This is a genomic window from Arthrobacter sp. G.S.26 (assembly GCF_050847375.1).
Taxonomy (GTDB): domain Bacteria; phylum Actinomycetota; class Actinomycetes; order Actinomycetales; family Micrococcaceae; genus Arthrobacter.
The window spans coordinates 1,856,893-1,881,515 of the sequence record NZ_CP193752.1 but is presented as its reverse complement, the minus strand read 5'-3'; the positions used below and the strand labels follow the sequence as shown (position 1 = coordinate 1,881,515).

The 24,623-nt window shown below is 62.5% G+C and carries 17 protein-coding genes; 7 read left to right on the top strand and 10 right to left on the bottom strand.

The features are described 5' to 3' along the window. Window positions 1–49: 49 nt before the first annotated feature. The 7 genes from ACRB8A_RS08505 to ACRB8A_RS08475 all read right to left on the bottom strand — a co-directional run bounded on the left by ACRB8A_RS08505 (window position 50) and on the right by ACRB8A_RS08475 (window position 8,603). Window positions 50–1,597 carry a glycoside hydrolase family 32 protein gene (locus ACRB8A_RS08505; protein ID WP_432245964.1) on the bottom strand — a complete coding sequence of 516 codons (1,548 nt, stop codon included), beginning with the start codon at window positions 1,595–1,597 and terminating at the stop codon, window positions 50–52. Then, window positions 1,594–2,688, bottom strand: coding sequence for an ATP-binding cassette domain-containing protein (locus ACRB8A_RS08500; RefSeq protein ID WP_432245963.1), 1,095 nt, complete (start codon window positions 2,686–2,688; stop codon window positions 1,594–1,596). Before ACRB8A_RS08500 ends, ACRB8A_RS08505 begins: the two co-directional genes overlap by 4 nt. Continuing rightward, the gene (locus ACRB8A_RS08495) at window positions 2,685–3,647 is read right to left on the bottom strand and encodes an ABC transporter ATP-binding protein (protein WP_432245962.1); all 963 of its coding nucleotides are present in this window, start codon (window positions 3,645–3,647) and stop codon (window positions 2,685–2,687) included. Before ACRB8A_RS08495 ends, ACRB8A_RS08500 begins: the two co-directional genes overlap by 4 nt. Then, complete coding sequence (locus tag ACRB8A_RS08490) at window positions 3,644–4,570, bottom strand: ABC transporter permease (RefSeq protein ID WP_432245961.1); 927 nt, start codon at window positions 4,568–4,570, stop codon at window positions 3,644–3,646. Before ACRB8A_RS08490 ends, ACRB8A_RS08495 begins: the two co-directional genes overlap by 4 nt. 10 nt (window positions 4,571–4,580) lie before the next feature. Next, the gene (locus ACRB8A_RS08485; RefSeq protein WP_050684316.1) at window positions 4,581–5,558 is read right to left on the bottom strand and encodes an ABC transporter permease; all 978 of its coding nucleotides are present in this window, start codon (window positions 5,556–5,558) and stop codon (window positions 4,581–4,583) included. A gap of 225 nt (window positions 5,559–5,783) precedes the next feature. After that, entirely contained in the window at window positions 5,784–7,457 is a 1,674-nt protein-coding gene (locus ACRB8A_RS08480; RefSeq protein WP_285241646.1) for an ABC transporter substrate-binding protein, read from the bottom strand. 78 nt (window positions 7,458–7,535) lie between these two features. Beyond that, the gene (locus ACRB8A_RS08475; protein ID WP_056601106.1) at window positions 7,536–8,603 is read right to left on the bottom strand and encodes a LacI family DNA-binding transcriptional regulator; all 1,068 of its coding nucleotides are present in this window, start codon (window positions 8,601–8,603) and stop codon (window positions 7,536–7,538) included. A 512-nt stretch (window positions 8,604–9,115) separates the two neighbouring features. Here ACRB8A_RS08475 and ACRB8A_RS08470 point away from each other — a divergent pair. Next, the gene (locus ACRB8A_RS08470) at window positions 9,116–9,316 is read left to right on the top strand and encodes a hypothetical protein (protein WP_050684313.1); all 201 of its coding nucleotides are present in this window, start codon (window positions 9,116–9,118) and stop codon (window positions 9,314–9,316) included. A gap of 85 nt (window positions 9,317–9,401) precedes the next feature. Here ACRB8A_RS08470 and ACRB8A_RS08465 read toward each other — a convergent pair whose 3' ends face one another. The 3 genes from ACRB8A_RS08465 to ACRB8A_RS08455 are packed head-to-tail and all read right to left on the bottom strand — an operon-like array spanning window position 9,402 to window position 16,008. Continuing rightward, window positions 9,402–10,949, bottom strand: coding sequence for a family 43 glycosylhydrolase (locus ACRB8A_RS08465; protein WP_056601107.1), 1,548 nt, complete (start codon window positions 10,947–10,949; stop codon window positions 9,402–9,404). After that, window positions 10,946–14,173, bottom strand: a complete 3,228-nt coding sequence (locus ACRB8A_RS08460; protein ID WP_432245960.1) for a glycosyl hydrolase — start codon at window positions 14,171–14,173, stop codon at window positions 10,946–10,948. The genes ACRB8A_RS08465 and ACRB8A_RS08460 overlap by 4 nt, the downstream gene beginning before the upstream one ends. A gap of 8 nt (window positions 14,174–14,181) precedes the next feature. Next, window positions 14,182–16,008, bottom strand: a complete 1,827-nt coding sequence (locus ACRB8A_RS08455) for a glycoside hydrolase family 3 protein (RefSeq protein WP_056601108.1) — start codon at window positions 16,006–16,008, stop codon at window positions 14,182–14,184. 130 nt (window positions 16,009–16,138) lie between these two features. Between ACRB8A_RS08455 and ACRB8A_RS08450 the strand changes: the two genes are divergently transcribed. The 6 genes from ACRB8A_RS08450 to ACRB8A_RS08425 all read left to right on the top strand — a co-directional run bounded on the left by ACRB8A_RS08450 (window position 16,139) and on the right by ACRB8A_RS08425 (window position 24,619). Continuing rightward, window positions 16,139–17,452 (top strand): ROK family transcriptional regulator, encoded by a 1,314-nt coding sequence (locus tag ACRB8A_RS08450; RefSeq protein ID WP_082484508.1) that lies wholly within the window; start codon window positions 16,139–16,141, stop codon window positions 17,450–17,452. 313 nt (window positions 17,453–17,765) lie between these two features. Continuing rightward, complete coding sequence (locus ACRB8A_RS08445) at window positions 17,766–19,280, top strand: ABC transporter substrate-binding protein (protein ID WP_432245959.1); 1,515 nt, start codon at window positions 17,766–17,768, stop codon at window positions 19,278–19,280. An 81-nt stretch (window positions 19,281–19,361) separates the two neighbouring features. Next, on the top strand, window positions 19,362–20,297 hold the full coding sequence (locus ACRB8A_RS08440; RefSeq protein ID WP_235504785.1) for an ABC transporter permease: 936 nt from the start codon (window positions 19,362–19,364) through the stop codon (window positions 20,295–20,297). Then, the gene (locus tag ACRB8A_RS08435; RefSeq protein WP_056601116.1) at window positions 20,294–22,126 is read left to right on the top strand and encodes an ATP-binding cassette domain-containing protein; all 1,833 of its coding nucleotides are present in this window, start codon (window positions 20,294–20,296) and stop codon (window positions 22,124–22,126) included. Before ACRB8A_RS08440 ends, ACRB8A_RS08435 begins: the two co-directional genes overlap by 4 nt. Then, entirely contained in the window at window positions 22,123–23,013 is an 891-nt protein-coding gene (locus ACRB8A_RS08430) for an ATP-binding cassette domain-containing protein (RefSeq protein ID WP_056601117.1), read from the top strand. The genes ACRB8A_RS08435 and ACRB8A_RS08430 overlap by 4 nt, the downstream gene beginning before the upstream one ends. A gap of 52 nt (window positions 23,014–23,065) precedes the next feature. Then, window positions 23,066–24,619, top strand: coding sequence for a GMC oxidoreductase (locus ACRB8A_RS08425; RefSeq protein WP_056601118.1), 1,554 nt, complete (start codon window positions 23,066–23,068; stop codon window positions 24,617–24,619). Window positions 24,620–24,623: the final 4 nt, after the last annotated feature.

Here is a 24,623-nt window from a genome sequence, read left to right as displayed (position 1 = left end):
GCGCCCGTCAGAAGTCCGCGGCGAGAGACTGAAGAGTTTTCCATGGGTTTCACTTCCGTTCCGGCAGGAGCCTACGGGTCTCCGTAAACACCTCAGCCATGGTCCAGGCGTCCAGGGAAAGGAGCCGCACCGAGCCTTCACTGGCGGCCAGTCTCACGCGCTCGCCGCCCAGGGTGGGATAGACACGGGCCGTGAGCGGCTTGCCGTTGGCGAAAATTTCGACGGCGGACCGGTCCACCAGGACGCGCAGGCGGACCCGACCGTCGGTCATCGGAATGGCGCCGGACTTTTCCACCAGATCGACGGCGGGGTCGAGGCTGCTGCGGGTACGGTCGAGATGCAGCAGGCCGGTGGGGGTGCCGTCAGCGGACCGGCTAAGAACGATCACCGTCTCCTCAGCACCCTCCGCGGTTCCAAGCAGTCCGAGCCGCAGCTCTGCACCGGCAGCAAGCTGCACGTCCAGCTCAAGGTCCAGCTGGTTGCCCGACACACCGGTATCCATTGATGTCCCGGCCACCAGCACCTGGGCAGGCACACCGGCATGCTTCCGGCGCAGCTTCTCAATTTCGCGAACGGGTTCGAACTCGAGGGTTCCGTCGTTCGCCAACGTGGTGACCCGCGGCAGGCTCATGACCCCGGACCAGCCGGCTTCCACCATCGCTGCGTCACTGCGGCCTTCCTGCATCCAGCCAAACATGACACGCCGGCCGGACTCATCCTGGAAGGACTGCGGTGCATAGAAGAAGCGGCCTCCGTAGTCCAAACGGTGCAGCGAATCCGGTTCAAAGGCGTCGCCGGCATACCGTCCGGTCCAATACAGCGGGTGCCGGGTTTCGCCGTCATTCCACGCGGAGAAGACCAGCACATCTGGTGAGTCGTCGGCAGGTGCAGACCCCAGCGAGCCCTGCCCTGCACGGAACAGGTCAACGCATTCCCACATGGTTCCGGTCCAGTCAGAGTCCGCGGGATCTCCCTGGGAGGCATCCCCGATGAACAGGGGTCCGAGGTAGTCCCAGGACCGCAGGTCCGAAGATTCATACAGGAAGGCCGTGCCGCCGGCGTGCCGGATTCCTGAACCCACCAGCTGCCGCCATTTGCTTCCCTCTTGCCAGACGCAATGATCCCGAAACGCGGTGGTGTTTACGCCGGCGGGCGGGGCGCCAATGACCGGATTCCCGGGATCTTTGGTCCAGTCCAGCAGGTCAGGGGTTCCAACGGCGACGCAGGGCAACTCCTTGTCCGCGAACCGGCCGGAGTACACCAAGGTGGGAGTGCCGCCGTCGTTAACCAGCACCCCGGACCAACAGCCCTCGGCGTCCGGTCCTGCGGAAGGTTCCAAGGCGACGGGCTGGTCACTCCAGGTGACCAGGTCGGTGCTGGTGGCGTGACCCCATTGGATGCGGTGGTGGAAAGCGCCCTCGGGGTTGTACTGATAGAAGAGGTGGTAGGTGCCGTTCCATTGGCTGACCCCGTTGGGATCGTTGAGCCAACCGGCCGGTGAGACAAAGTGGAAGCGCGGCCGCAGCGGATCGGCTTCCGCGCGGGCCACCAACTCATCCTGCGGAGTGGTGGCGAGCGGGTGGGTCAGTTCAGTCATGCGGAGGCCTCTTCTTGAGCGTTCGACGCCGGGTGGCCGGGTTGGATCGGTTCACTCGCCAGGGCATGGCCGCCGGCAGCAGCCCACGGGCGATAGAGGTGGCAGCGCACCCAGTGGCGGTTTTCGGGGTTGCCCACCCGGTGGCGGACTGGTTCTTCGGCCGAGCAGGCCTGGTTCGGGTCACCGTCGAACGCGCAGTGCGTCGAGGCCATAACAGCCTGCCGCAGTTCAGCCCGGCGGACGGGATCGTACGAGCCTGCCCGGGAGGGATCCGGCACGGCCGAAACAAGGAGCTGCGTGTACGGGTGCGCCGGGGTGGCCAGGAGGTCCAAAGACTCGCCTTCCTCAACCAGTTCACCGGCAAACATCACCGCTGTACGGTCCGCCAGGTACCGTGCGGATGCGAGGTCGTGGGTGATGTAGAGCATGGAGATACCTTGCTCATCGCGGAGCTTGCGCATCAGGTTCAGCACGCCGATCCGAACGGAAACGTCCAGCATGGACGTCGGCTCATCGGCCAGGATGACCTGCGGTTCAACGGCTAGTGCCCGGGCAATCGCAATGCGTTGGCGCTGGCCGCCGGAGAGCTCGTGCGGGTACGAGTTCAGCATGTCGGCATCCAGGCCAACAGTGGTCATAAGCTTTTCGAGCCGCTGCCGAGTCTCCTTCTCCGTGCCGCCGGTCTTGCCGTGGATCGCCAAGGAACGCCGGAGGAAGTGCTCGACCCTGTGCGCCGGGTTCAATGAACCGAAGGGGTCCTGGAAAACCATCTGCAGCTGGGACCGGAAGGCCCGGGATGCTTGGAAACGATCCCGCCTAAGCACATCGACGCCGTCAATGAGGATCTCCCCGGAGCTCGGCTTTTCGAGTCTGGCGACACAGCGGGCCAGGGTGCTTTTGCCGGAACCGGACTCCCCCACGAGGGCTACGATTTCGCCCCGGCCAATGGACAGATCGACGCCGTGCAAGGCGCGGACAGAATCGCGGGAGAAGAGCCCCCCAACGGCGAACGACTTGCCCAGGCCCCGGATTTCCAAGGCCGGACCGCCGGAAGTGGTTCCCGGCTGCCGGGTCGTGACGGAGTGGCTCATGGCGTGGCTCCTTCCAGGTTTGCGGACTCAATAACCGGAGCATCGGCACCGAACGGTGCCACGAAGTGGCCGGGTGACACCTCGCTGAGGTCCGGGATGTTGCGGAATTTCACGCCGTCGGGCAGGCCCGTCAGCGGAACCCGGGGACCGGTGAGGGGCGGAAAAGCGCCCATCAGCGCCTGGGTGTAGGGGTGTCGGGGGGTGGCGTAAACGTCCTGGGCCTTCGCGGTTTCCACGATCCGCCCGCCGTACATCACTGCCATGCGGTGCGAGAGTTCCACCATGAGGGACATGTCGTGCGTGATGAAGAGGACGGAGAAGCCGAGCTCGCGCTGGAGCTCCTTGATTTGCGCCATGATCTCCTGCTGCACCACCACGTCCAGCGCGGTGGTGGGTTCATCCAGGATCAACAGTGAGGGCTTGAGTGCCACTGCCATGGCAATCACGGCACGTTGACGCATACCGCCCGAGAGTTGGTGCGGATACGACCTGAGGCGTGCGGGGTCGATCCTGACGAGTTCCAGCAGTTCACCGGCACGCCGCAGCGATTCCTTGCGGGAGTAGCCGGCGTGGGTGGTGAAGATGTCCACGATCTGCTCGCCGATGGTCAGCACCGGATTGAGCGAGTTCATGGCTGACTGGAAGACCATCGCCACGTCCTGCCAGCGGAAGCGCCGCAACTCCTCAGGGCTCATGGCCAGGACATCCTTGCCGCCGAAGGAAATGCTGCCGCCTGCGATCTTCGCTGGATCATTCAGGAGCCTCATGATCGAGTTGGCGATAGTGGACTTCCCACAGCCGGACTCTCCCGCGAGCCCGAACACCTCGCCGGTGCCGATGCTGAAGGAAACGCGGTCGACGGCGGTGGTGGAGCGGGTGTCGCCGATGTATTTGACGGTGAGGTCCTTGACGTCCAGGACGGGTTCGTGGGAGCCGAAGGAAACTTGGGAGATTGTCACTTGGCAGCGCTCCTTTCGGTGTCTTTCGGAATTTTGATCTTCCGGAGCCGCGGGTTGGTGACCTCGTCCACGGCGTAGTTGATGAGGGCAAGGGCGAAGGCAACCAGCGCGATGCACAGGCCTGAGGGGACGAAGACCCACCAACTGCCCGTCAGCAGTGCACCTTCGTTGCCGGCCCAGAACAGGTTGTTGCCCCAGGAGACGGTGCTGACATCGCCCAGGCCCAGGAACTCAAGGCCCGCTTGGGCGCCGATACCGTAAATCACGCAGGCCAGCAGGGTGCCCATGACGATTGAGGCCATGTTGGGCAGGATCTCGCGGAACATGATCCGGCCGGCCCGTTCGCCGGAGACCACGGCAGCGGCGACAAAGTCCTTGGAGCGGATGGACAAGGCTTGTGAGCGTAGGACGCGTGCTGAGCCGGCCCACCCTGTGACCACCAGGACCAGGATCACGGTGCCCAGGCCAGGCGGAAGGAAGGCAGCCAGGATGACCAGCAGCGGCAATCCGGGCAGTAGCAGGAACACGTTGGTGACCAGGGACAGCGCTTCGTCAATGAACTTGCCGAAGTAAGCCGAGGCAAGTCCCACCAGGATTCCGATGAAGGTGGACAGCAAGCCCACGGTCAGTCCCACGAACAACGAACTGCGTGAGCCGTGGACAGTCAGCGCGAGGACGTCCTGTCCTTTGGCCGTGGTGCCAAGCCAGTGCTCAGCCGATGGTTCCAGGGACGCCAATGCGGTGATCCTGGACGGGTCGCCCGGAAACAGCACCGGCGCCAGCAAGGCCAGGGCAACGAAGATGACCATCACGGCCATCCCCGTCAGCGCTTTTTTGTTGCTGGTGAGGCCGTGGATGAAGCTACGGTTTGGTTTGCGGGCAGCTGGTGTTGGCGTGGGCTGCTTCAGGAGTGCGGTTGTCATGATCGGTCCTCTAGTTGCTGCGCACGCGCGGGTCGAGGCGGACGTACAGGATGTCCACCAGGAAGTTGGCCAGCAGAACAGCGGCAGTGATGGTCAGGAACAGGCCCTGCATCAGTGGATAGTCGAGCCCTTGGACGGCGTTAAGGAGCTGGTAACCGACTCCGGGGTAGGCGAACACCACTTCAGTGAGCAGCGCACCACCCACAACGAATCCAAGGCCCATGCCGAAGCTCGTTACGGAGGGAAGCATGGCGTTGCGGGCGGCGTAGCGGAGCATGATGCGGCCCGGGCGGAGGCCCTTGGCTTCAGCCATGGTGATGTAATCCTCGGAGTTGGTGGCGATCATGGTGTTGCGCATACCGAGCATCCAGCCGCCGATCGAGACCAAGACAATCGTCAGCGCCGGCAGCACCAGGTGCGCACCGACGTCGCCGATGAATTCCCAGGTGAAGGCAGGCTCCAGACCGTCCGTGAATGCATGCCGGATCGGGAACCAGTCCAACACCACGCCGAACAGGTACAGCGCACCCATCGCAAGCCAGAAGTACGGAAATGAGCCAATAAAAACCAGCAGCGGCGGGAGCGCGGAGTCGATCGTTCCGCCGCGCCGCCAGGCGGCCAGAATTCCCAGCAGGTTACCCACGACGGCGGCAATCACCAGCGCGGTTCCCCCCAGCAGGAGTGTCCAGCCAATTTGGGATGAGATGACCTCGGTGACCGGGGTGGGGAAACGGGAGATGGAAACACCCATCTGCCCGGTGAAGACGTTGTGCAGGTAGTCGATGTATTGCTCCCAGATGGGCCGATCGTCAACACCCAGCAACTTGCGCAGGGCCTCGATCTGTTCGGGCTGCATCCGGTCCTGGGAACGGGCGAACATGCGGGACACGGGGTCCCCCGGCATGAACCGCGGGAGCATAAAATTCAAGGTGATGGATGCCATGAAGGCGATCAGGTAGAAACCCAGGCGGCGCAGGATGAAGCGCACGGTTTCCCTCCATTCGGGAATTGCGTAAAGGTGGGGCACGCCCGGCAGTATGGGCCAGGATCAACGGGTGTTCTGCCGGGCGTGCGGTAAGGGGGCGGCGGTGGTTGGGCCCACGCCGCCCGGGTTCCCTGGCCGAAGCGCAGCGAGGTTAGGGCGGCGGTGGTTGGGCCCACGCCGCCCGGGTTCCCTGGCCGAAGCGCAGCGAGGTTAGGGCGGCGGTGGGGACTACTTGCGCGGTTCCAGGGTGGTCAGGACGAGCACCGTTGTAGGTGACCGGACGGAGAGGGTGGCGTACGGGTTGTCCTCGGTGGGCCATCCGGTGAATCGGGTGTCGTTGAAGGCGCCCCATTCCGGGCCTGAGAACAGCGGCACGAGCGGTGCGGCGTCGTTGTACTCTTCCTGGAGCTTGTTGGCGATGTCCTTTTGTTTGGCTTCGTCAGCTTCAGCTGCGAAGTCGGCCAACAGCGCATCGGCTTTCGTGTCGCCGAAGCGGTGGTAGTTATCAAACGTTTTGGTGCCTACCGGCTTGACCGTGGCGCTGCCCATGGAGGTGTTGAAGTACTTGTAGGGGCTGGGATCGTTGGCGCTCCAGACGATGCCGGAGTCGAAGTCGCCGGTCTCGTACCCGGCCACCACTGCAGCCCAGTCAGGGGACTCCACCTTGGCAGTGACGCCCACCTCGGCCAGGTTCTGCGCGATCACGTTGGCCACGGACAGCCAATCAGAGGACGTCGCACCCACTGAGATCTTGAATTCGAAGGGTTTGCCGTCCTTGAGCGTGCGCTTCCCGTCGGCACCCTTGGGGTAGCCTGCCTTGTCCAGCAGGTCGTTGGCTTTTTGCACCTCGTGGTTGGTCCACGTGCAGTTGTCCTTGACCTGGCTGTTCTTCCAGGTTTCATAGTTGCCGGAGAGGCCGGTGCAGTCCGCCGGCTTGGCGTAGCCGCTCATGCCGATTTTGGTGACCTGGTCGCGGTCCACGGCCATGCTCAGTGCCTTGCGGACGTCAAGATCATTGAACGGCGCTTTGGTGGTATTGAGCTGCCAGTTGATCATGGCGCCGGTGGCAGGGAACCAGTACTGGCGGTGCTCCTTGTCCTTGGAAACAAACGTCTTCTCAATGTTGGGGATGTACTGCGGAGCCCAGTCAACGTCCCCGTTTGCTGCGGCAAGGTTGGCGCCGTCGTTCCCTGCGAAAGCGAGCATCTTGATGCCGGCAATCTTCTGCTTCCCAGGCTGCCAGTAGTTGGGGTTCTTCTTCAGGACGAAGGATTGGGCCTGGAACGTATCCACCTCGGTGTAGGGTCCGGTACCCACCGGCTTGGCGTTTGCGTCCTTTTCCGGGTCCGGCAAAGCAGACCAGATGTGCTTTGGCAGAATGATCAGTTGGCCCACGTCATGGAGAGCCGGCGACCAGGGCTTGTTGAAGTTGAACGTGACGTTATTCCCCTCGGCGGTCACGGTGTCCAGGTACTCAAAGCCGCCCTTGATCTTCTTCTGAAGTTCGAAAGTGAACGCAACGTCGTCAGCCACGAGAGGCTGCCCGTCGGACCACTTGACCCCGTCACGAAGCGTGAACGTTACTGATTTGCCGTCCTCTGCTGCCTTCCACTCGGTGGCCAGCCACGGCACTGTTTCTCCCTTTGCCGGGTTGAAGATCAGGAGCGATTCGTAGATGGACTGCTGAACCATCGGGTTGACCGTGGGGGCGAACGGGTTGAAGTTCTGCACGAACGTACCCATGTCCTCGCGTGGAATGGTGAGGAACGCGCTGGCGTTCGCTTCGGCGTCGGAGGTGCCTGTTTTGCCAACGTTGGCGGTGCAGCCGGTGAGAAGCATCGCGCCCATAGCAAGGCTTGCTGCCGTCATCCGGGCAGCCCGGAAGTATCGGGGTTGTGTCATGATGGTTGTCTCTTTCCTATCTTCATCAGCAAAGTGAAGGGGTGGGTAAGGGTTTGCTCTTCGACGTTGATTTCGCGGTCAGACCGAAGAGCGTTCTAGCAGCGGACAGCCGACCAATTGCTGGTTGGCAAGAATCGGCTGTCCGGCTGTAAGGGCAGCGAGCGTTTGGACGCCCAGGGCCCCCATTTTTTCGAAGGGCAACGCAACCGTGGTCAGTTTTGGCCGCAGGTAGGCCGCAATGAGTTCCTGGTTGTCGAAGCCGATCACGGCGATGTCGCCGGGGATGGTCAAGCCCCGTTCCTTGATGGCGTCGTAAGCACCCATCGCCATTCGGTCATTGAGACAGAACAGTGCGGTGGGCCGGTCAGCCGGTGGGTACCGGTCCAGGATCCGGCACGCGGCTTCGTAGCCACCATCGGCCGTTGCGTATCCGGACACCACCAGTTCCGGGTCCAACTCCAGTCCGGCAAGTGCGAGTGCTTCGCGGGCACCCTCCAATCGCCCCACTGCGGCGGGAATGTCCGGGTCGAGGTTGATCACTCCAATCCGGGTGTGGCCGGCCTGGAGCAGGCGTTCGACGGCGACGCGGCCACCGGCACGCTCGTCGGGGACGATCGACGGCAACTTTCCGTCCGCGTCAAAGCAATTGATCAGGACGGTGGGTACTTCCTTGGCGCTTTCCGGGACGTGGACACCCCGGTGAAAGGTGGCTGCGTAGAGAAGTCCCTCCACTCGTTGTTCCAGCAGCTTTTCAGTTGCAGCATCTTCCAGTCCGTCGTTGGGTCCTACGGCATCGGCCTGGTCGGAGGGCGCGATGAGCAGGAACCTGCGGTCAAGCCAGGCCTGGTCCTGGGCGCCTTTAATGATGTCGACGGCGAAGGGTGCCGTGACGATCTCCGTCACGATTCCGTACCAGTCGCTGCGCCGTGCTGCCAGCGCACGGGCGCCGGCATTAGGGCGGTAGCCCAGTTCCTGCACGGCGTCGCTAATGCGGGCGCGGGTTTCTTCGGAAATACTGGCGTTTTCGCGGTTACTCAGGACAAATGAGACTGCAGTCCGGGAAACGCCGGCGTGGTTGGCGACGTCCTTCATGGTGACTCCCCGCTGCCGCACAGGAACGGACTCGTCGGGGGTGGTTTTCGCCATTGAATACTCCGGGTGCTCTTGGTTGATGCAGGGATGTTGCCAGCGCCTCATTGTCTGGCAGCCCGGAGGCAACGCTGTTGGTAACGCGCGTTACCTGCCGGGCATGTGACTTAGGTTACCCGCGTTACTTCCCGTCTGTCAACAGCTCGGAACGGGCCGCCCGCCACCTTGCGGGGACGCGCGGCAGCGGGCTGCCTCGCCGGGCCCCGGGGGACGCAACGGTGCCAGGACTCCCCCGCCGTTGGAAGCCGGCGTTGTGGTTCGAATGACCGTGGACGGTATCGGGAGCATTTGAAATGCCCGGGTCCACGCCACGAGGCTGTAACCCGGGTCCCCGCCCGGAACAGGCCACGCAAGCATTCCGTCCCTAGGGAGATCCAGGCCTCGGGCTGATCCAGGAGCCTGCCGGTAGGTTCTGCAGGCAAACGCTTCCGGCCGGAGCCTGCCAGCACGTAGACTTCACCAATCGCGAGCGTCCCAATCTGTGGAGTGCTGCTGTAGAAAGGCCTGCCATGAAAGAAAACCTGCGGATCACTCCTGCCGACGTTTTTCCTGAGGACCTGGGAAAAATGAAAGACAAAAATTTGCAGGTTCTCGATAGCCAGGTTCAACGGCAACTGGACCATGAAATCGTCACTGATGGCGAAACAAACCCGGAAACCGACTCTCGCCACGAAGAGCTTGACCTGGAATTCGAACAGCGCGGCAACTAAGCCTGGCAGTGCCCAGGGCCTGCACTCACCGTGCAGGCCCTGGGCAGGCGGTTGAACTCCGCGGGCACTAGAGCAAAGGCCCCGCTCAGTCCTTAAACGCTCGGTAGGTGAAGTTCCGGAACCGCACTTCCCCTGTTCCGGCTGCAAACAGTGCCGGGCGCAGGCTGAGGAGTTCGTCAGCCGTATTTGTGTTGTAGCCCGCCACGTTGAAACGCAATCCATGCCTGGTCCAGTCGGTCCCGTTCAGGCTGTAGTACTGGGTGACTATGTGGTTGTCGTTGACAATGCGCAAATGCATTGTCCGGGCCGCAGGCGCAGCTTCACGCCAGTACGGGATGGCCCTGCCGGCGCGGTAGCTGGTCATGCGGTCACCGTCGTGGCCCATGCCGCAGAACAAGCGGTCGCTGTAGTACAGCAGCAGCCCGCCTTGGGCACCGTCGCGGACCTCCATCTCCACGGTGATCTCATATCGCCGGTCGCCAACGATGCACGTCAACGGTGAGCTGTCCGACGGGCCCGATCCCCGGGCCTGCAGGACCAGCCCGGCGTCAAAGGACGCCCGAAGATACTCGTTTCGGGACGGGGCGTGGAACGACCATTGGGTTCCAAAGCGCTCAGTTGAAAAATTGTCTGACAACGGCAAGCCATGGAACTGATTGGCTGCCTGGGACGCAGCGGGCAGGGGTGCCGGCAGCGGCGCCGAAAGGTCCTGCCCGACTGCCCTTGGCCAGCCGTCCCCGTCCCATTCGATGGGTTCCAGGAGCGTTTGCCGGCCCAGCGTGGCGAACCCGTTTTCGTAGCCGTGATAGATGCTCCACCATTGGCCGTTGGGGCCCTCAAACAAGGTGGCATGGCCCTTGCTCCACCATGGTTCGTCCGCGTTCCATGTCCTGATGATGGGATTGCGGGGACAGTCCTCCCACGGTCCGTCAATGGAGCGGGACCGGGCGACAACGACCATGTGCCCGGTGGGCGGACCGGAGGTGCCGCCAACCGCCGTCGTGAGATAAAACCATTCGCCGCGGCGGGTGAGCTTGGGCCCCTCCAGTGCGTAGGCCTCAACCACCCAGTCATCGGGGTAGCGCCAGCCGTCGTAGACGTGCTCCACTGGTCCGTCCGTAGCCAGTCCGTCGTCGGTGAGCCGGACGCGGCTGACTCCGCTGAGGAACAGATAGCGGCTGCCGTCCTCTCCCACCGCGTGCCCTGGATCGATATGCCCTTCGATGCCCAGATTGATGGGCTCACTCCAAGGTCCCGCCATGTTCTCGGCATGGATGACATAGGTCAGCACAGGCGCAGTTGGGTCCGGTGAGATGGCGGTGGGGATGATCGGTATGTAAATAAAGTACCGGCCGTCCACTTTGCACATGTCGACGGCAAACACGCAGCCGATGGGCGTGGAGAGGGCGGGCCCGAGCGGTTGCCAGTTCAAAAGATCCCGTGAGTGCCAGATGATGAGTCCGGGCGTGGACTCAAACGACGAGAAGGTCAAGTAGTAATCATCCCCGTCACGCAGGATGGCCGGGTCCGGGTGGTCCCCCGCAAACACCGGGTTCAGGTATGTTCCATCGCCGAGGTCGGACCGTCGCTGCCCCTCCTGGCTCACAGCGGCGGTCGTCGATTGGTGGTTCATACATCCAGTCCTTTCAATGGTGGAGTAGACGGGCGGCGGTGATGGACCAGGCTCAGTGGCCCCAACAATCCTGCCGGCAGGATTGCGGCTGCGTCGGTGAAGACGCCCGTCATGGGTGGGTAGAGCGTGCCGGTGGTGCTGCGGCCTTCACCAATCAGCCGGTTGCGCCACGGATTGGTGACACTGACTTCGATCCGGTTCCGTCCTGGCCTCAGTGCGCTGGTGGACACCCGGTATGGCGCAGTCCAGAGGATTCCCGCCTCCACACCGTTGACGCTGATCCTTGCGACATCAGCAATATCGGCGAATTGTATTGCGTGCGGCAGCTCGGGGCCGTCGAGCTGGATCTCAGCCACGTAGGTCGCCGTTCCGGAGAAGTGCTCGGCCCCGATTTCCGGGTCGGTCCAATGGGTGGCGTGGGTTAGCTGCAGCGGATCGGAGCCCGGGATGGTGAGTGTCCATTCACCGGCAACTTCGGTCAACCACTCCTTGTCGGGAAGTCGATCCGCCTCGCCCCTGAGAATAAAGAGCGAACCGTAAGGGGGAAGTCGCACGTCCAAGCCATCGCCACCCTCCGCGGGTACCAGGGCATGCCGTTGCAGTGTCACCGGGTCCCAGGCAACGAATCCGCCGTGCATGGTCGGCAGCGTCACGGTGGTGCGCAGCGTTTCGTTGACAGGGTTGGCGATAAAAAGCAGGGGCTGATCGCCGTCCACCCACCGGGCGATCCGCCGGACCCGTGAGTCCCCCACGATGATTCGTGGTGGGAAATGCCCCCGAAGCACGGCTGCCAGATCGGAGGTGGCGAAAACGGTGCCCGTTGGTCGATTGCCCCAGATCAAGTCGCAGAGACGTTGATGTTGCTGGTTGTCGTCAGCCTGTGAACGCCGTGCCGTTGGACGTTCGCCCACGACGGTTGCGCCCTGCTCCACCAATCGCAGAATGGCTTCGAGGGCTGCCGTGCTCATCCTCTGGCTGGCACCGCCCAGATAGAGCAGCCTGTATCGGGATGTGCCGGCCTGCAGCTCGCCCGCCTGAACGTTCAAGACGGTACCAAGCGCATCCGGGCCGATGTAGTCGTAGTCGTAGTCAGCGGGAACGTCGTCGTTGCATGCGTTGCCGAAAAGCGCGGTGACCGGCGCTTCCTCGCCGATGAAGTAGGCGATATCCACTGCTGGACGGCCAAGGGAAAGAAGATGAGAGCACCGGGCCAGATAGTCCACCCATGGCTTGGCAGTGGACGCCCAGGTCTCATTGCGGCTGAAGGATTGGCCGAGCGAGGGTGCCAGGGCCATTCCGGGCAGCGGAACCTGCGTGGGTTGGTGCGGGGAAGTATGGATGCAGAAACGCGTCACACCGAGTGCCAGCTGGAGGTCCGCGACGTGTTTCAGGGACTTCGGCGAATCAGACCAAGGGTTGCGCCCCGAAGTAAAGGCTTCAGAGCCGGTGTGGCTGCGCCCGTAGGCATGTGCCACGGACGAGGCACCTTTGAGGTCAGCGACGTAGGTGGGTGCGGGCCCCGCCCCAGGGCTGAACGTCCACATGGCCCCCATGGGGACGTCTGCATGCGAGCGCATGGCCAGATCGTCGCCAAGCTGCGGCCTGCGGTCCTCCAAGGCCTCCGCGTAGTAGGTCGCGCCGCGCTTACGTGCTTCTTCGGACAAGGTGCCGTAGTAGGACTCTGCGAAGACTTCGGCGAGTGTGCGCCGGAAATCGGCGAGGAAGAGGTCGCTGGTGGAAGCGTCCTCCACCAGGAAACCGGCTGTGGTGAGCATCCACGGGATCATGTCGTAACCCCGAAGACGGAAGAAGGCGTCGCTGAGGCGATCTGTGATGTTCTGCAGTCCGGCCTCAATGCTGTCGCTGAGCAGGCCGTCGATCGGTGCGTCACCGAACTGGGCCAGGTGGGTTGCAATGTAGCGGCGGACTCTTTCGCTGTCGAGTTTGTCCACCTCGAGTCCTGTTGCTTCGGGGAGGGCCGGGCCGTTGGTCTGCCCGGTAAGTGAGGCCCCAAAGCGAACGACTCGCCATTTGCCCTCAGGAAGCGGACTGATCAGCCTTCCTTTCGACAGCTGACTGCTGATGTCAAGGATGCTGGTCAGCGGCACAGCCGCGAATGCTGCGCATGGGTCTGTATCAAGCTGGTCGTAGTCGAGTGCGGTGGCGAAGCCGCTCTTGGCCTCCCTGTGCGCGGGCATACCGGCTTCATAGAGGGCGAATCCACTGACGGCATATTCGCTGAGCGGCCGAAATACCGGCGGGGGCACCACCCCTTTCTCGAACGCCGCCAGGATGGACGATATCCCGTCAGCCTCCAGCCGCAACCTGAAGTGCGTGCCGCTGACCGGGGCAAAAGACATGCTCCGCGAAGGGCATTGTGTCGCCGGCAGGGAGCAGACGGTGACGTAATCGCCGTCGTCGCCTTGGACCTGCAGCGTAGCCGCAGCTGGCGGCGCCGCGCCGAAACCATGCGGGCCGGGCAGCTCGATGACGCAGGAACGCACGGTCACAGGACTGGCAAAGGACTGTTCAATCCAGGCCACCGAGTGGTTGTCCGGGTCACGGGTCAACCGGAAGTGTTCGACGGCGGTCACACGGTTAACGGCCACCGCTTCAGTGGGCGAGTCGGAGGTGCGGACAAACGCCGGCTCCACAGCATCGTGGGTGTCGTGGAACGGGATGGCAAGGACGAAGAGGTCTTTGGCATCACCTGAACCTTCACGCGTCCCGGCTCCCCACGTGGGGATGTCCTGATACGGTCCCGCGACGTCGGGAAGCCTGTCGAGTCTTGCCAGTACACCGCCTTCGACCACAGTCTGCGACCACACCAACTTGCGCATGGCATCAGCCTTTTGCACCCACGGAGCTCCCGATGCGCTCCACCCCGCAGAAGTGGCAACAGTGAAGTCCAGGCCGAGGCCGTGGGCTGTCTCCACGGCAACGGCAATCGCTTCCCGCCACGGCTCGGTGCCGGGGATCACAGCCTCTTCCACAACAAGCGGATTACCCAGCGCACCGTCGAAGGCCTGAACGCCCCGGACGCCCACTGAATGGAGCCAGCGAAGGTCCGCGCGGATGCCTTCGAGGTCCACATTTCCGTCCATCCAGTGCCACCAGGCACGTGGCCGCGCCGAATCCGGAGGACTAACGAACTCGTTCCAGAGAACTTCGCTCGAATCCTTCATTCCGGCTGCTTCATTCACGTCGGCGCCTGGGGTGTCCATGTGGCTACTCACGTCAGGCTGAGCCCCGCACCATAGGGGTAGAGCGGATCTTCAGTGTTGTTGGGTACGTCTGGATGGGAGGCTTCGACGGCGGACATGGAGCGAGGGAGCTCGATTGGCAGCCGGCCCCGCGGAGGGATGGCACCAGTCAACGCATCGAACAGGGCAGCGTCAGATGCACCGAAATTCGCGGTGATGGCCGATGCGATGTCATCGAACGGGGTAAGGATTGCGGCCCGCTCAAGATAGATGTCCAGGATCACGGGAAGTTCTGCAGCGATTGCCTGCACCCGTTCGATCTCCTCGTCCGGGAAGTCGAGGCTTCCCTGGTGCGTCATGGCATCGAGGAAATACTCGTTGCGCGGCTCGTAAGGCGCCGTGATGCGGATAAGAGCCACGTCGGCGTCCTTTTTGTCATCGACGATGACCACCCTGTCGCCGACGACCGTTGCGTCGACTCCTTCCACGTAGACGCGGGTATCCGCTCGCAGAGGCAGCACTCCGTGGTTCTTAAGGACCGTAACGGATTCCGCCTGGGCGCGGTGTCCAGCCGTCCGGAAGGACTCAGAGCCCACAATGACCGCAACTTCGTTCTCGTCGACGTACGGATTATCGAACAGGCCAAGTTCGAATTTGACGTGCAACACTCTCAGGGCGGAGGCGTCCAGGCGCTCCTCGGATAGCCGTCCGCTGGTCAGCAGTTCGAGGACCAGGTCTGTGCAGGACTCGCCACCAAGCTGATCTGAACCGGCATCAAAGAGCTTCTCCACGCGCTCGATACGACTGAGATGCTCAACACCCCAAGCTTTTGCAGGAAACGGCAAGCCAAAGACTTCGAGGTCGGTGACCAGCTGCCAGTCCGTGAGTACCACACCATCGAAACCAAGCTCTTCGCGGAGAAGTGTCGTGATCAGGTACTTGTTGTACGCGAAACCCACCTCGTCCACCGCGACGCCGTCGATGACAAGGTCTTTCGCGAGCGAGTAGTAGGGCATGATGGCGCTTGTGCCGGCGGCGATGGCCGCGCGGAACGGCGCGAGGTGTTCATGAAAATTCCCCCCCGGGTAAATCTGGGCTTTCCCTTGAGGGAAGTGAGGGTCTTCCCCGTTTTCCTGGGCGCCGCCTCCGGGGAAGTGTTTCGCCGTACAGGCGACGCTTGTCGATGACAGCGTCTCGCCCTGCAGCCCGGATATGAGAAGTGAACCGTACAGCGACGTCACGTCGGGGTCGGAGCTGAAGCTCTGAAGCTGACGGGCCCAGCGTGGATCCGAGGCCAGATCGATCTGCGGGTGGATAGCTGCGCGGAGCCCCACAGCGACGTACTCGCTACGGGCCGTCTCGGCGAAGTCACTGACCACGGAAGTATCACCGATAGCCGCAAGACCCAGCGGTTCGGGCCACTGTGAGAACGAACCCGTCGAGAACACCATGCCATCGTTCTGCGCGAAACCGTGCCGTGGATCGGTAGCGAAAGTGATCGGGATCCCGTGGGGAGCTTGCTCGGCCAGTTCCTGCATAGCGTTCTGCCACCGGGCCATGTGTTCCGCCGAAGGAAAGCGCCCGATGTTGAAATGGTTGATGAATTGCCCAACCACGAAATCCCGGGGGGACTGCGGCCCAAACGGGCCGGCCGTATCGTGGTCACCGGGATCGCTTACATGCATCACAGTGTTGAAGAGCAGCCCGACCTTTTCCTCGATCGACAGGCGTCCGAGAAGGTCTTTGGCGCGCGTTTCAGCGTCTATACGCGGATCCTCGTACGGATCGAGTACTCCGTTTCCGTTGAGATCGCGGTACTGCACGCCATCTTCGGTCGTACTGATTGATCGTCGCATGACGCCTCCTTGTGTGATGAGTTTCATAGAGTTTATCCGATAGTCGGTAAAAGTACCTAGACTTCGGTGTGTGAAGTCTTTTTTGACAGATGATGGTTTGTGAAGACCCACCATCCACTGAGGTGGATTCATGCAGATCGTTGCTGTGGCATGGTCGCCGCAGAATGGCAGGGAGGAAATATCAATGGCCGCAGAGCGATACACGGGACTGGCATCGGTGCTGGAGACAATCCGCTGGCAGGATGGCATCACGCAGGCCGCCCTTACCGATCAGGTAGGACTGGGTCGAAGTGTCGTCGCGGAACGAGTAGCGGAACTCGAACAGATCGGGCTTGTCCACTCCCCAGGGCGCGCTCCCTCCACAGGGGGGCGGACGGCCCGGCTGCTTTCTCTCAATGCCGGGGCTGGCTTCGTTGTGGGCGTGGACATCGCCTCGAATGAACTGGTAGTTAGTGCTTCCGATCTCGCCGGCACCCTGCTCGGCACGAGGCACAGGGAGCTGTGTGACGTTGGCGAGGGGCCCGAGCGTGTACTCGCCCGCGCCAGCGCGATCATCGCGGAAGTCACCAAGGAGCAAGGCAACAACGCCATGCTGGGTATAGGAGTGGGCCTGCCCGCCCCTGTAAATTTCGACACCGGCGTGCCCGTCGGAGTACCGGTCCTGCCCGGGTGGGGTGACTATCCAGTACGGGAAGAGTTCACTGCGCGCTGGCCGGTCCCGGCCTGGGTGGACAACCGTATTAACCTACTGGCGCTGGCTGAAATTGTAGGGAATCCGCGGGCTGCACAAGCGAAACATCTTCTGTACTTCGGCGCGGGAGCAGGAGTTGGAGCGGCGCTCATTGCCGACGGCAGGCTCTACCGTGGCTCCCATGGCCTGGCCGGCTCAATCGGCCATGTAGCTGTACCCGAGGCCGGAGTGGTTGCCTGCAGGTGCGGGCGCACAGGCTGCCTTGAGGCAGTCACCAGCGGTTGGGCGATTGAGCGGGACGGCTTGATGCTGGCCGAAACGGGACGCAGCCCCTACCTCGCGCAAGTCCTCAAGGAGACCGGACGTGTTCGCGCCTATGACGTGACGCTGGCCGCTGAGCACGAAGATGCGGCCGCGAAGGAGCTACTCAGCCGAACAGCGGCACTCCTCGGAAGCAGCCTCGCAACACTGGTGAGTTTCTTCGCCCCTCACATGCTGGTTGTTGGCGGTGGCATTGCCCGGGCAAAAGACATCGTCCTGAAGCCCATCCAGCAGGCCGTCCTGGACCGGCTGCCATCCGCGGCCGCCCCTGACCTGATCGTCGAACTGTCGGCAATCGATGAGCAAGTGGGCGGAGTCGTTGGTGCCGCCCAGCTGGCGATAGGGGAGCTGCTTTCCAAACAGCATCTTTCTGTCCTCCTTTCGCGCCTCAACTCGCCTCGGATAGCGGCACAGGAAGTTAGGCCCGAATAAACCGGAAACCGGATTAAGTCTTGACTTCGTCCGGTGCCCGGATTATCGTTTTCCCAAGGGGTGTCGGCGCTCACACGCGGACACAGCCTCAACGACGAGGGGAGCACCAGATGAAAACACCCACAGCAGCGGTTATCCCCGTCCTTCTTCCGGGGCCGGTTACACTGCCGGCCCTGAAGCGAGGCGTACCCCGCACCCCGTCCGGCGTTCACCCCGCCACAACGCACCACTGATCCACCTCCGTTGCGTCGTCGCGCGGAGAATCATTCGAACGACTCAAAGCTGAGCGTTCGCCGCCATGTCTAGGAGAAACATGCGCAAAATAATCGGCACCGCCGCCGTTACGGCCGTATTGGCGCTCACCGCCTGTACCGGCGCTTCCCAAAATGATCCTGCCGCTACCGCCGAGCTGGACATCGCAGCCATCGGAACCCCCGAATCTTTTTCACCGGGAAACTTTGGTACCGGGCCAACGACAATGTTCCTCCAGCCGGTGTATGACACTTTGTTCCGCAACGACAATGAGGGCGAGCCCACCGAGAATATCGTGACGAAGTGGAGCTATGACGAAGCCCGGACGGCCTTGTCCCTGACCATTCGGGAGGGGGTCAAATTCACCGACGGCGCTTCCCTGGATGCAGAGGCTGTGAAGGCGAATCTGGACTCCGCTCGCAAGGGAACAGGCGAAGCTGGCGGGCAACTCCGCTTTATTCAAGATGTCGTGGTGAAGGACGCCACTAACCTCGTAGTTACCCTCTCAGCCCCGGATCCCTCGCTCGTACCCAATTTGGGCGGCACCGCAGGTGTACTTGCGAGCCCCAAGGCGCTGGGAACACCCGAGCTGGACAACACCCCTGTCGGTTCTGGTCCGTACGTCCTTGATGCCGCTAAGTCCCAGGCCGGCATCAAATACGCCTACACAAGAAACGCTGACTACTGGAACGCCGGAGATTTCCCCTTCGACACCATCGAAGTCACGGTCTTCAACGACAACAATGCAATCCTTAATGCGCTGCGTGCGGGCGAAACGGACTTCGCTGTGGTCACCGATAAAGACTCGGCCAGCCTCGAGTCTGCAGGCCTGAAGATCCAGTCAAACCCTGCCTACACCACCAGCGGACTTTACTTGTTTGACCGCGACGGAACGCTCGTCCCGGCGCTCAAAGAACCCAAGGTACGCCAGGCCATCAACATGGCACTGGATCGCGAGGCAATTTTTACCCAAGTTTTTGGGGGCAAGGGAAAAGCGACCAGCCAGGTATTCAGCGGTTCCAGCGACGCGTATGTACCTGACCTGGACAAGAAGTACCCCTTCGATGTCGCCGCCGCCAAGCGACTCCTCGCAGAGGCCGGCTACCCCAACGGGTTCGACCTCCCCATGCCTGATGTATCACCTGTCTACCCCGACCAGCAGGCGGCGGTGACCGAGGCATTGACAGCTATCGGAGTTAAGCCCCAGTATCAGCCTGTCAACGGCCAGTCGTTTATCTCGGACCTGCTGGCTGGCAAATACCCTGCAGCGATCTTCGGGCTCAACAGTCCCCGACCGTGGGACTTCGCCCAGCTCGCACTCACGCCCCAGTCACTGTGGAACCCGTTCCACGTTGCTGACCAGACCATTGTTGATCTTGTCAACAAGGCACAGGGCGAAACCGGCGAGGCGCAGGCAGCAACGTTCAAGGAACTCAATACCTACCTCGTCGACCAGGCATGGTTTGCGCCGTATATCCAGGCGGACAACGTCTTTGCAGGCAACGCCGATATCACTGTCACACCGCAGCGCTATGCGACGGTCCCCCCGATCTGGGGCTTCACACCGTCCAAGTGACCTGGTTGGGCTGGCCCATTTGCGGCCAGCCCAACTAGTCCTCGTTCCTTCATCACCGAAGCCAAAGGAGCTGCCGTGTTGATGTTTATCCTTCGCCGCCTGGCCGCAGGACTGGTGCTCATGTTTGTCATCTCGACAGCTACTTTCTTTCTCCTGAACCTCACCGGTCAGGATCCTGTTCGCCAGGTCCTTGGTCCGGTGGCTTCAGCCGAGCAGGTTGAGGCAAAGCGTCAGCAGCTCGGGCTGGATCAGCCGCTTTTCGCCCAGTACTTTGAGTGGCTTGGGTCTGCAGTCCAAGGAGACCTTGGCCGGTCCTGGTTCACTAACCAGCCAGTCGGAGAACTACTCGGCGCGGCGCTCCCCCCGACTCTCTCAATGGTGGTCGGTTCGCTGCTCCTGGCTTGTTTCTTTGGGACTGTCATCGGAATCATTGCGGCTGTGCGACGCGGCGCTCTTGACCGTGGCCTTCAAGCAATCTCGACCTTTGTCCAGGCTGTACCCGGGTTCCTGGTTGCACTCGTTCTGGCACTGGTCTTCGCAGTGCAGCTCCGCATGTTGCCCGCCACGGGGTTCACGTCGTTCAACGACTCCCCTGTCCGCTGGCTCGCCTCCATCACCCTCCCGGTTATCGCTCTGGCGGTAGGATCACTTGCCTCAATTGCGTTGCAGGTGCGCGGTTCGGTGATCGACGTGCTTCAGCAGGATTTTGTCCGCACACTCCGCAGTCGTGGTCTTCCTGACCAGAGCATCGTGGTCAAGCATGTTTTGCGGAACGCAGCGGGACCGACGCTGACAACCGTATCGCTGATGTTCATTGTGGCCATCTCAAGTTCAGTGATCGTTGAGAAAGTTTTTAATATCCCAGGGATCGGGACACAGGCAAACAACGCCGCCAGCCGAGGTGACCTGCCCGTTGTGCTCGGAATCGTCCTGGTCACCGTGGTGCTCGTCGTCGTCGTCAATCTTCTCGTCGATCTGGCACAAGGCTGGATCAATCCGAAAGTTCGTGTCTCATGACCGATAACCTTGTCACCGGCACCCGCAAGTCACTGGAGGTGGTCAGCTCCGCACCCCAGGGCGACAGGCTGATCAAGAAGTTCCTTCGTGAACCGGCCGCAGTGATGTCGCTCGTGTTCCTTGGCTTGCTCGTTGTGGTGGCGGTCCTCGCGCCCTTCATCTCCTCCTACGACCCCACTGCCACCCGCCTCGCTGATGTCCTGGCACCCCCCTTCACAGCTGAGCATCCGCTGGGCGCAGACGGAGTGGGCCGCGACGTGCTGGCAAACCTCGTATACGGCGCCCAAACCAGCCTTTCCAGCGCCGCGATCGTCATCGCAGTGAGCCTGCTTATTGGTGTTCCTACCGGGCTCCTGGCAGGTTACCGCCAGGGCTGGATCGACGGCGTCAGCATGTGGATCAGTGGCGCCCTGCTGTCGCTGCCGGCAATAGTTGTGCTCCTTGTAGTGCTGGCCCGGGTAGGACGCAGTACCTCCCTTGCGCTGGTGGTGTTCGGCATCCTGATCGCCCCGTCGGTTTTTCTTCTCATCCGCGGCTCGGTCCGGGCAGTGCGGGAGGAGCTGTACGTGGACGCAGCCCGGGTCTCCGGCTTGAACGATATCCGCATCATGGCTCGCCATATCCTTCCGGTGGTCATCACCCCCACCATCATCCAGGCGGCACTGCTGGCAGGTGCCGGCATCGGAATCGAAGCAGGCATCGCCTTCCTTGGTCTTGGCTCGTCCGACAAAGCCAGCTGGGGCCTGATGCTCAACGACGCATCGCAAAACATCTTCAACGCACCCGGACTGCTCATCTGGCCAAGCGCTGCACTGGTCTTGACGGTCATGGCCTGCACCTTGGTTGGTAACGGCGTCCGGGACGCGCTGGCGAACTACGGATCCTCTGCCGGCCCCGCCCGGAAAGTAAAAGCTGCAAAGCACGCCAGTACAACTCCTGAACCTGCACGGCCAATGCAGAAAGTGCTTGTGGATCCCAGCGACGCACTCCTGGTCATCGACGACCTCAGGGTTTCCTACCCCCGCCCCAACGGTGAGAAGTCCGACGTCGTCAAAGGCATTTCCCTGAAAGTGGAACGGGGCCAGATCCTTGGCCTGGTAGGGGAATCCGGTTCGGGCAAATCGCAAACCGCGTTCTCGGTGCTGGGCCTCCTGCCGGGGCAAGCCGAAATGACTGCCGGCACCCTCAGTTTCGCGGGCGTGGATCTGCTCGGCATGAGTCCAAAGGAGCGCAATCGACTGCGTGGCGCCCGGATCGGCTACATCCCCCAGGAGCCCATGAGCAACCTCGATCCCGCGTTCCGCATCGGGTCCCAGCTCACCGAACCCATGCGGCACCATCTGGGAATCCCGGCGAAGGCTGCAAGGGATGAAGCCCTCAAGCTCCTCGCCCGTGTGGGCATCCCTGATCCTGAGAGGGTGTTCAATTCCTACCCGCACCAGGTCTCAGGCGGCATGGCGCAGCGCGTGCTGATTGCCGGGGCAGTCTCCTGCAACCCGGAACTTCTTATCGCCGACGAACCCACCACCGCCCTGGACGTCACCGTTCAGGCCGACGTGCTGGACCTCATCCGCAGCCTCCAGGCCGAACGCGGCATGGGTGTCGTCCTGGTGACCCACAACTTCGGCGTCGTTGCGGATCTTTGCGACCAAGTGGCCGTGATGCGCGACGGAGAAATTGTGGAGGTAGCTGCCGTGAATGACCTGTTCACGAACCCCCGGGACGAATACACACGGCTCCTCCTGGACTCTGCGCTGGATTCAACCGCGAAAACACCGGCCAACCGCGTCGGCTCTGACATGGACACTGAGACAGAAGGTGCACAATGACTTCCGTCAACCAGACCCCCTCGCCCGAATCAGAGCCCCTCCTGCGGATCTCTGACCTGACGGTCGACTACAGGATTGGCGGCGGCTTGGGCCGAAAACGGTCGTTTCGGGCCTTGCAGGGTGTCAGCCTTGAGATCAAGGCTGGCGAAACCCTGGGACTCGTGGGCGAGTCCGGTTCTGGAAAATCAACCATCGGCCGTGCCGTGCTTGGTCTCGCCCCGGTGACCGGCGGCGATATCCGGTTCGATGGCAGGTCAATCACCAAGCTCAGCAAGAAGGAGCGAAGGGCGCTGAGCAGCGACCTTCAGGTGGTTTTTCAGGACCCTTACACCTCCCTGAATCCGTCCATGACCATCAGCGACATTCTGTCTGAGCCGATGCAGGTATCGGGCACATCCCGGTCTGATGCCCAACGCCGGGTCCGGGAGCTCCTCGATGTAGTCAACCTGCCCGCCAACGCCAGCACCCGCTACCCTCGCGAGTTCTCCGGAGGCCAGCGGCAACGCATCGCCATTGCCCGTTCCCTCTGCAGGAATCCCAAGCTCATTGTGTGTGACGAGCCGGTCAGTGCCTTGGACTTGTCCACCCAGGCGCGGGTCCTCCAACTGTTCTCCGACATACAGGAGCAAACCGGCGTTTCGCTCCTGTTCGTCACCCACGATCTGGATGTGGTGCGGCACATCAGCCAGCGCGTGGCAGTCATGCGACGCGGAGAAATCGTGGAAACAGGCATCACGGAACAGGTTATTGCCAAGCCGCACCATGCCTACACCAAGGCGCTTCTCCTGGCCTCCCCTATCGCCAACCCGGCGCTGCAGGCCGAACGGCGCCGGGAACGACGACTTTTTCTTGACGCTCAACCCGCACTGTCCACAGCCGCCAGCTGAGCAAACCACCAGGGCATTAGGCCCTCCCTTCCACAGACTCCCGGAGACCAGCATGACCACCACAGCAGTACCTTCAGCGCGCCCTTATCCGGCCGCCGTTGACGTCGCCATCATCGGCAGCGGCCCCGCCGGCGCCACCTATGCACGGATACTTTCCGAACTCAGCCCCCAGGCGAACATTGCCATCTTCGAGGCCGGACCGACCATCAGTGATCCGCCCGGTTCCCACGTGAAAAACATCGCTGGTGTGCAGGACCGCGAAGTTGCCCAGCGCCGTTCGGAGGGAAAAGTGAGCGCTCTGCCAACCGGCGGGAACCTCGCAGAGTACGCACGCGACGTCGCCCGCCCGGTCCGGCCCGGCACCTTCCTGCTCGATGACGGTTGGCAGCAGCCCGGCGAGGCTGGACTGCCGGGTCTTGCCTTCTCCAGCAATGTTGGCGGGATGGCGGCCCACTGGACCGGAGCCTGCCCGCGTCCAGGTGGCAGCGAGCGCATCGCGTTCCTTCCGGACATGGATGAGCTTCTGAGCGAGGCCGAACGCCTACTCTCCGTCAGCGCGGAGGCCCTGGCTGACGCTCCCCTGGCCGACCTGGTCCGCTCACGCCTGGCGACGGCGCTCGACGGCGGCCGGGCACCTGACCGCCGTGTCCAGCCCATGCCGCTGGCGGTCCGCCGCACTGGCGACGGCCGCTTCATTTGGTCCGGAGCTGACGTGGTGTTCGGTGACGAGACGCGGAACAACCCCCGGGCCCGCCTGTTCGACGAAAGCGTGGTGGTTCGGGTGCTGACCGACGGAGATCGGGTCAGCGGTGTGCGGGTGCGGGACGACAGGACGGGTGACGAGCACAAAATTGCGGCCCGGTACGTCGTCGTTGCCGCCGACGCCCTCCGCGGTCCGCAGCTGCTCTTCGCGTCCGGTATCCGCCCCGAAGCACTCGGCCGGTACCTGAACGACCAGCCTCAGATCGTCCACGCCGTCCGGTTGACCGGCGTCGCGGATGATGTTCCCGCTGCCTCGTCACACGACACCACCATCACCGCCCAAAGCGGTGTGAGCTGGGTGCCCTTCACCGACGAGCAGCCCTTTCATGGACAGGTCATGCAACTCGATGCGTCGCCGGTACCCATTTCAGGGGACGTCATCCCTGGTTCGATCGTGGGGCTGGGGTGGTTCTGCGCCAAGGACCTCCAAGCGTCGGACCGCGTTGTCTTCTCCGAAGACACCACGGATGCCTATGGGCTGCCGGCAATGAACATCCACTACACCTTCACCGAACGTGACGAGCAGACACTGTCCGCAGCGCGCCAATCAGTGGTTGCCGCTGCCCGGTCCTTGGGCGAGCCACTGGGCGATGAACCGCTCACCTTCCCTGCTGGCGCCTCACTGCACTACCAAGGCACCCTGCGGATGGGGACATCCAACGACGGCACCGCTGTGTGCGATCCCACCGGACAGGTGTGGGACGTCAGCGGGTTGTTCGTTGCCGGAAACGGTGTTATTCCCACCCCTACAGCCTGCAACCCCACGTTGACCGGGGTGGCCCTGGCCGTCGCCGGTGCACGCCACATCGCAGAATCAATCAACTCCACGTCCACAGAGAAGTGAGGAA

Coding starts and splice junctions, on each gene's coding strand:
- ACRB8A_RS08445 (WP_432245959.1), top strand. CDS start 17,766: ATGCGCAAAATAATCGGCACCGCCGCCGTTACGGCCGTATTGGCGCTC.
- ACRB8A_RS08465 (WP_056601107.1), bottom strand. CDS start 10,949: ATGAACCACCAATCGACGACCGCCGCTGTGAGCCAGGAGGGGCAGCGA.
- ACRB8A_RS08455 (WP_056601108.1), bottom strand. CDS start 16,008: ATGCGACGATCAATCAGTACGACCGAAGATGGCGTGCAGTACCGCGAT.
- ACRB8A_RS08475 (WP_056601106.1), bottom strand. CDS start 8,603: ATGGCGAAAACCACCCCCGACGAGTCCGTTCCTGTGCGGCAGCGGGGA.
- ACRB8A_RS08440 (WP_235504785.1), top strand. CDS start 19,362: ATGTTTATCCTTCGCCGCCTGGCCGCAGGACTGGTGCTCATGTTTGTC.
- ACRB8A_RS08435 (WP_056601116.1), top strand. CDS start 20,294: ATGACCGATAACCTTGTCACCGGCACCCGCAAGTCACTGGAGGTGGTC.
- ACRB8A_RS08450 (WP_082484508.1), top strand. CDS start 16,139: ATGCAGATCGTTGCTGTGGCATGGTCGCCGCAGAATGGCAGGGAGGAA.
- ACRB8A_RS08470 (WP_050684313.1), top strand. CDS start 9,116: ATGAAAGAAAACCTGCGGATCACTCCTGCCGACGTTTTTCCTGAGGAC.
- ACRB8A_RS08505 (WP_432245964.1), bottom strand. CDS start 1,597: ATGACTGAACTGACCCACCCGCTCGCCACCACTCCGCAGGATGAGTTG.
- ACRB8A_RS08430 (WP_056601117.1), top strand. CDS start 22,123: ATGACTTCCGTCAACCAGACCCCCTCGCCCGAATCAGAGCCCCTCCTG.
- ACRB8A_RS08425 (WP_056601118.1), top strand. CDS start 23,066: ATGACCACCACAGCAGTACCTTCAGCGCGCCCTTATCCGGCCGCCGTT.
- ACRB8A_RS08500 (WP_432245963.1), bottom strand. CDS start 2,688: ATGAGCCACTCCGTCACGACCCGGCAGCCGGGAACCACTTCCGGCGGT.
- ACRB8A_RS08480 (WP_285241646.1), bottom strand. CDS start 7,457: ATGACACAACCCCGATACTTCCGGGCTGCCCGGATGACGGCAGCAAGC.
- ACRB8A_RS08490 (WP_432245961.1), bottom strand. CDS start 4,570: ATGACAACCGCACTCCTGAAGCAGCCCACGCCAACACCAGCTGCCCGC.
- ACRB8A_RS08460 (WP_432245960.1), bottom strand. CDS start 14,173: ATGGACACCCCAGGCGCCGACGTGAATGAAGCAGCCGGAATGAAGGAT.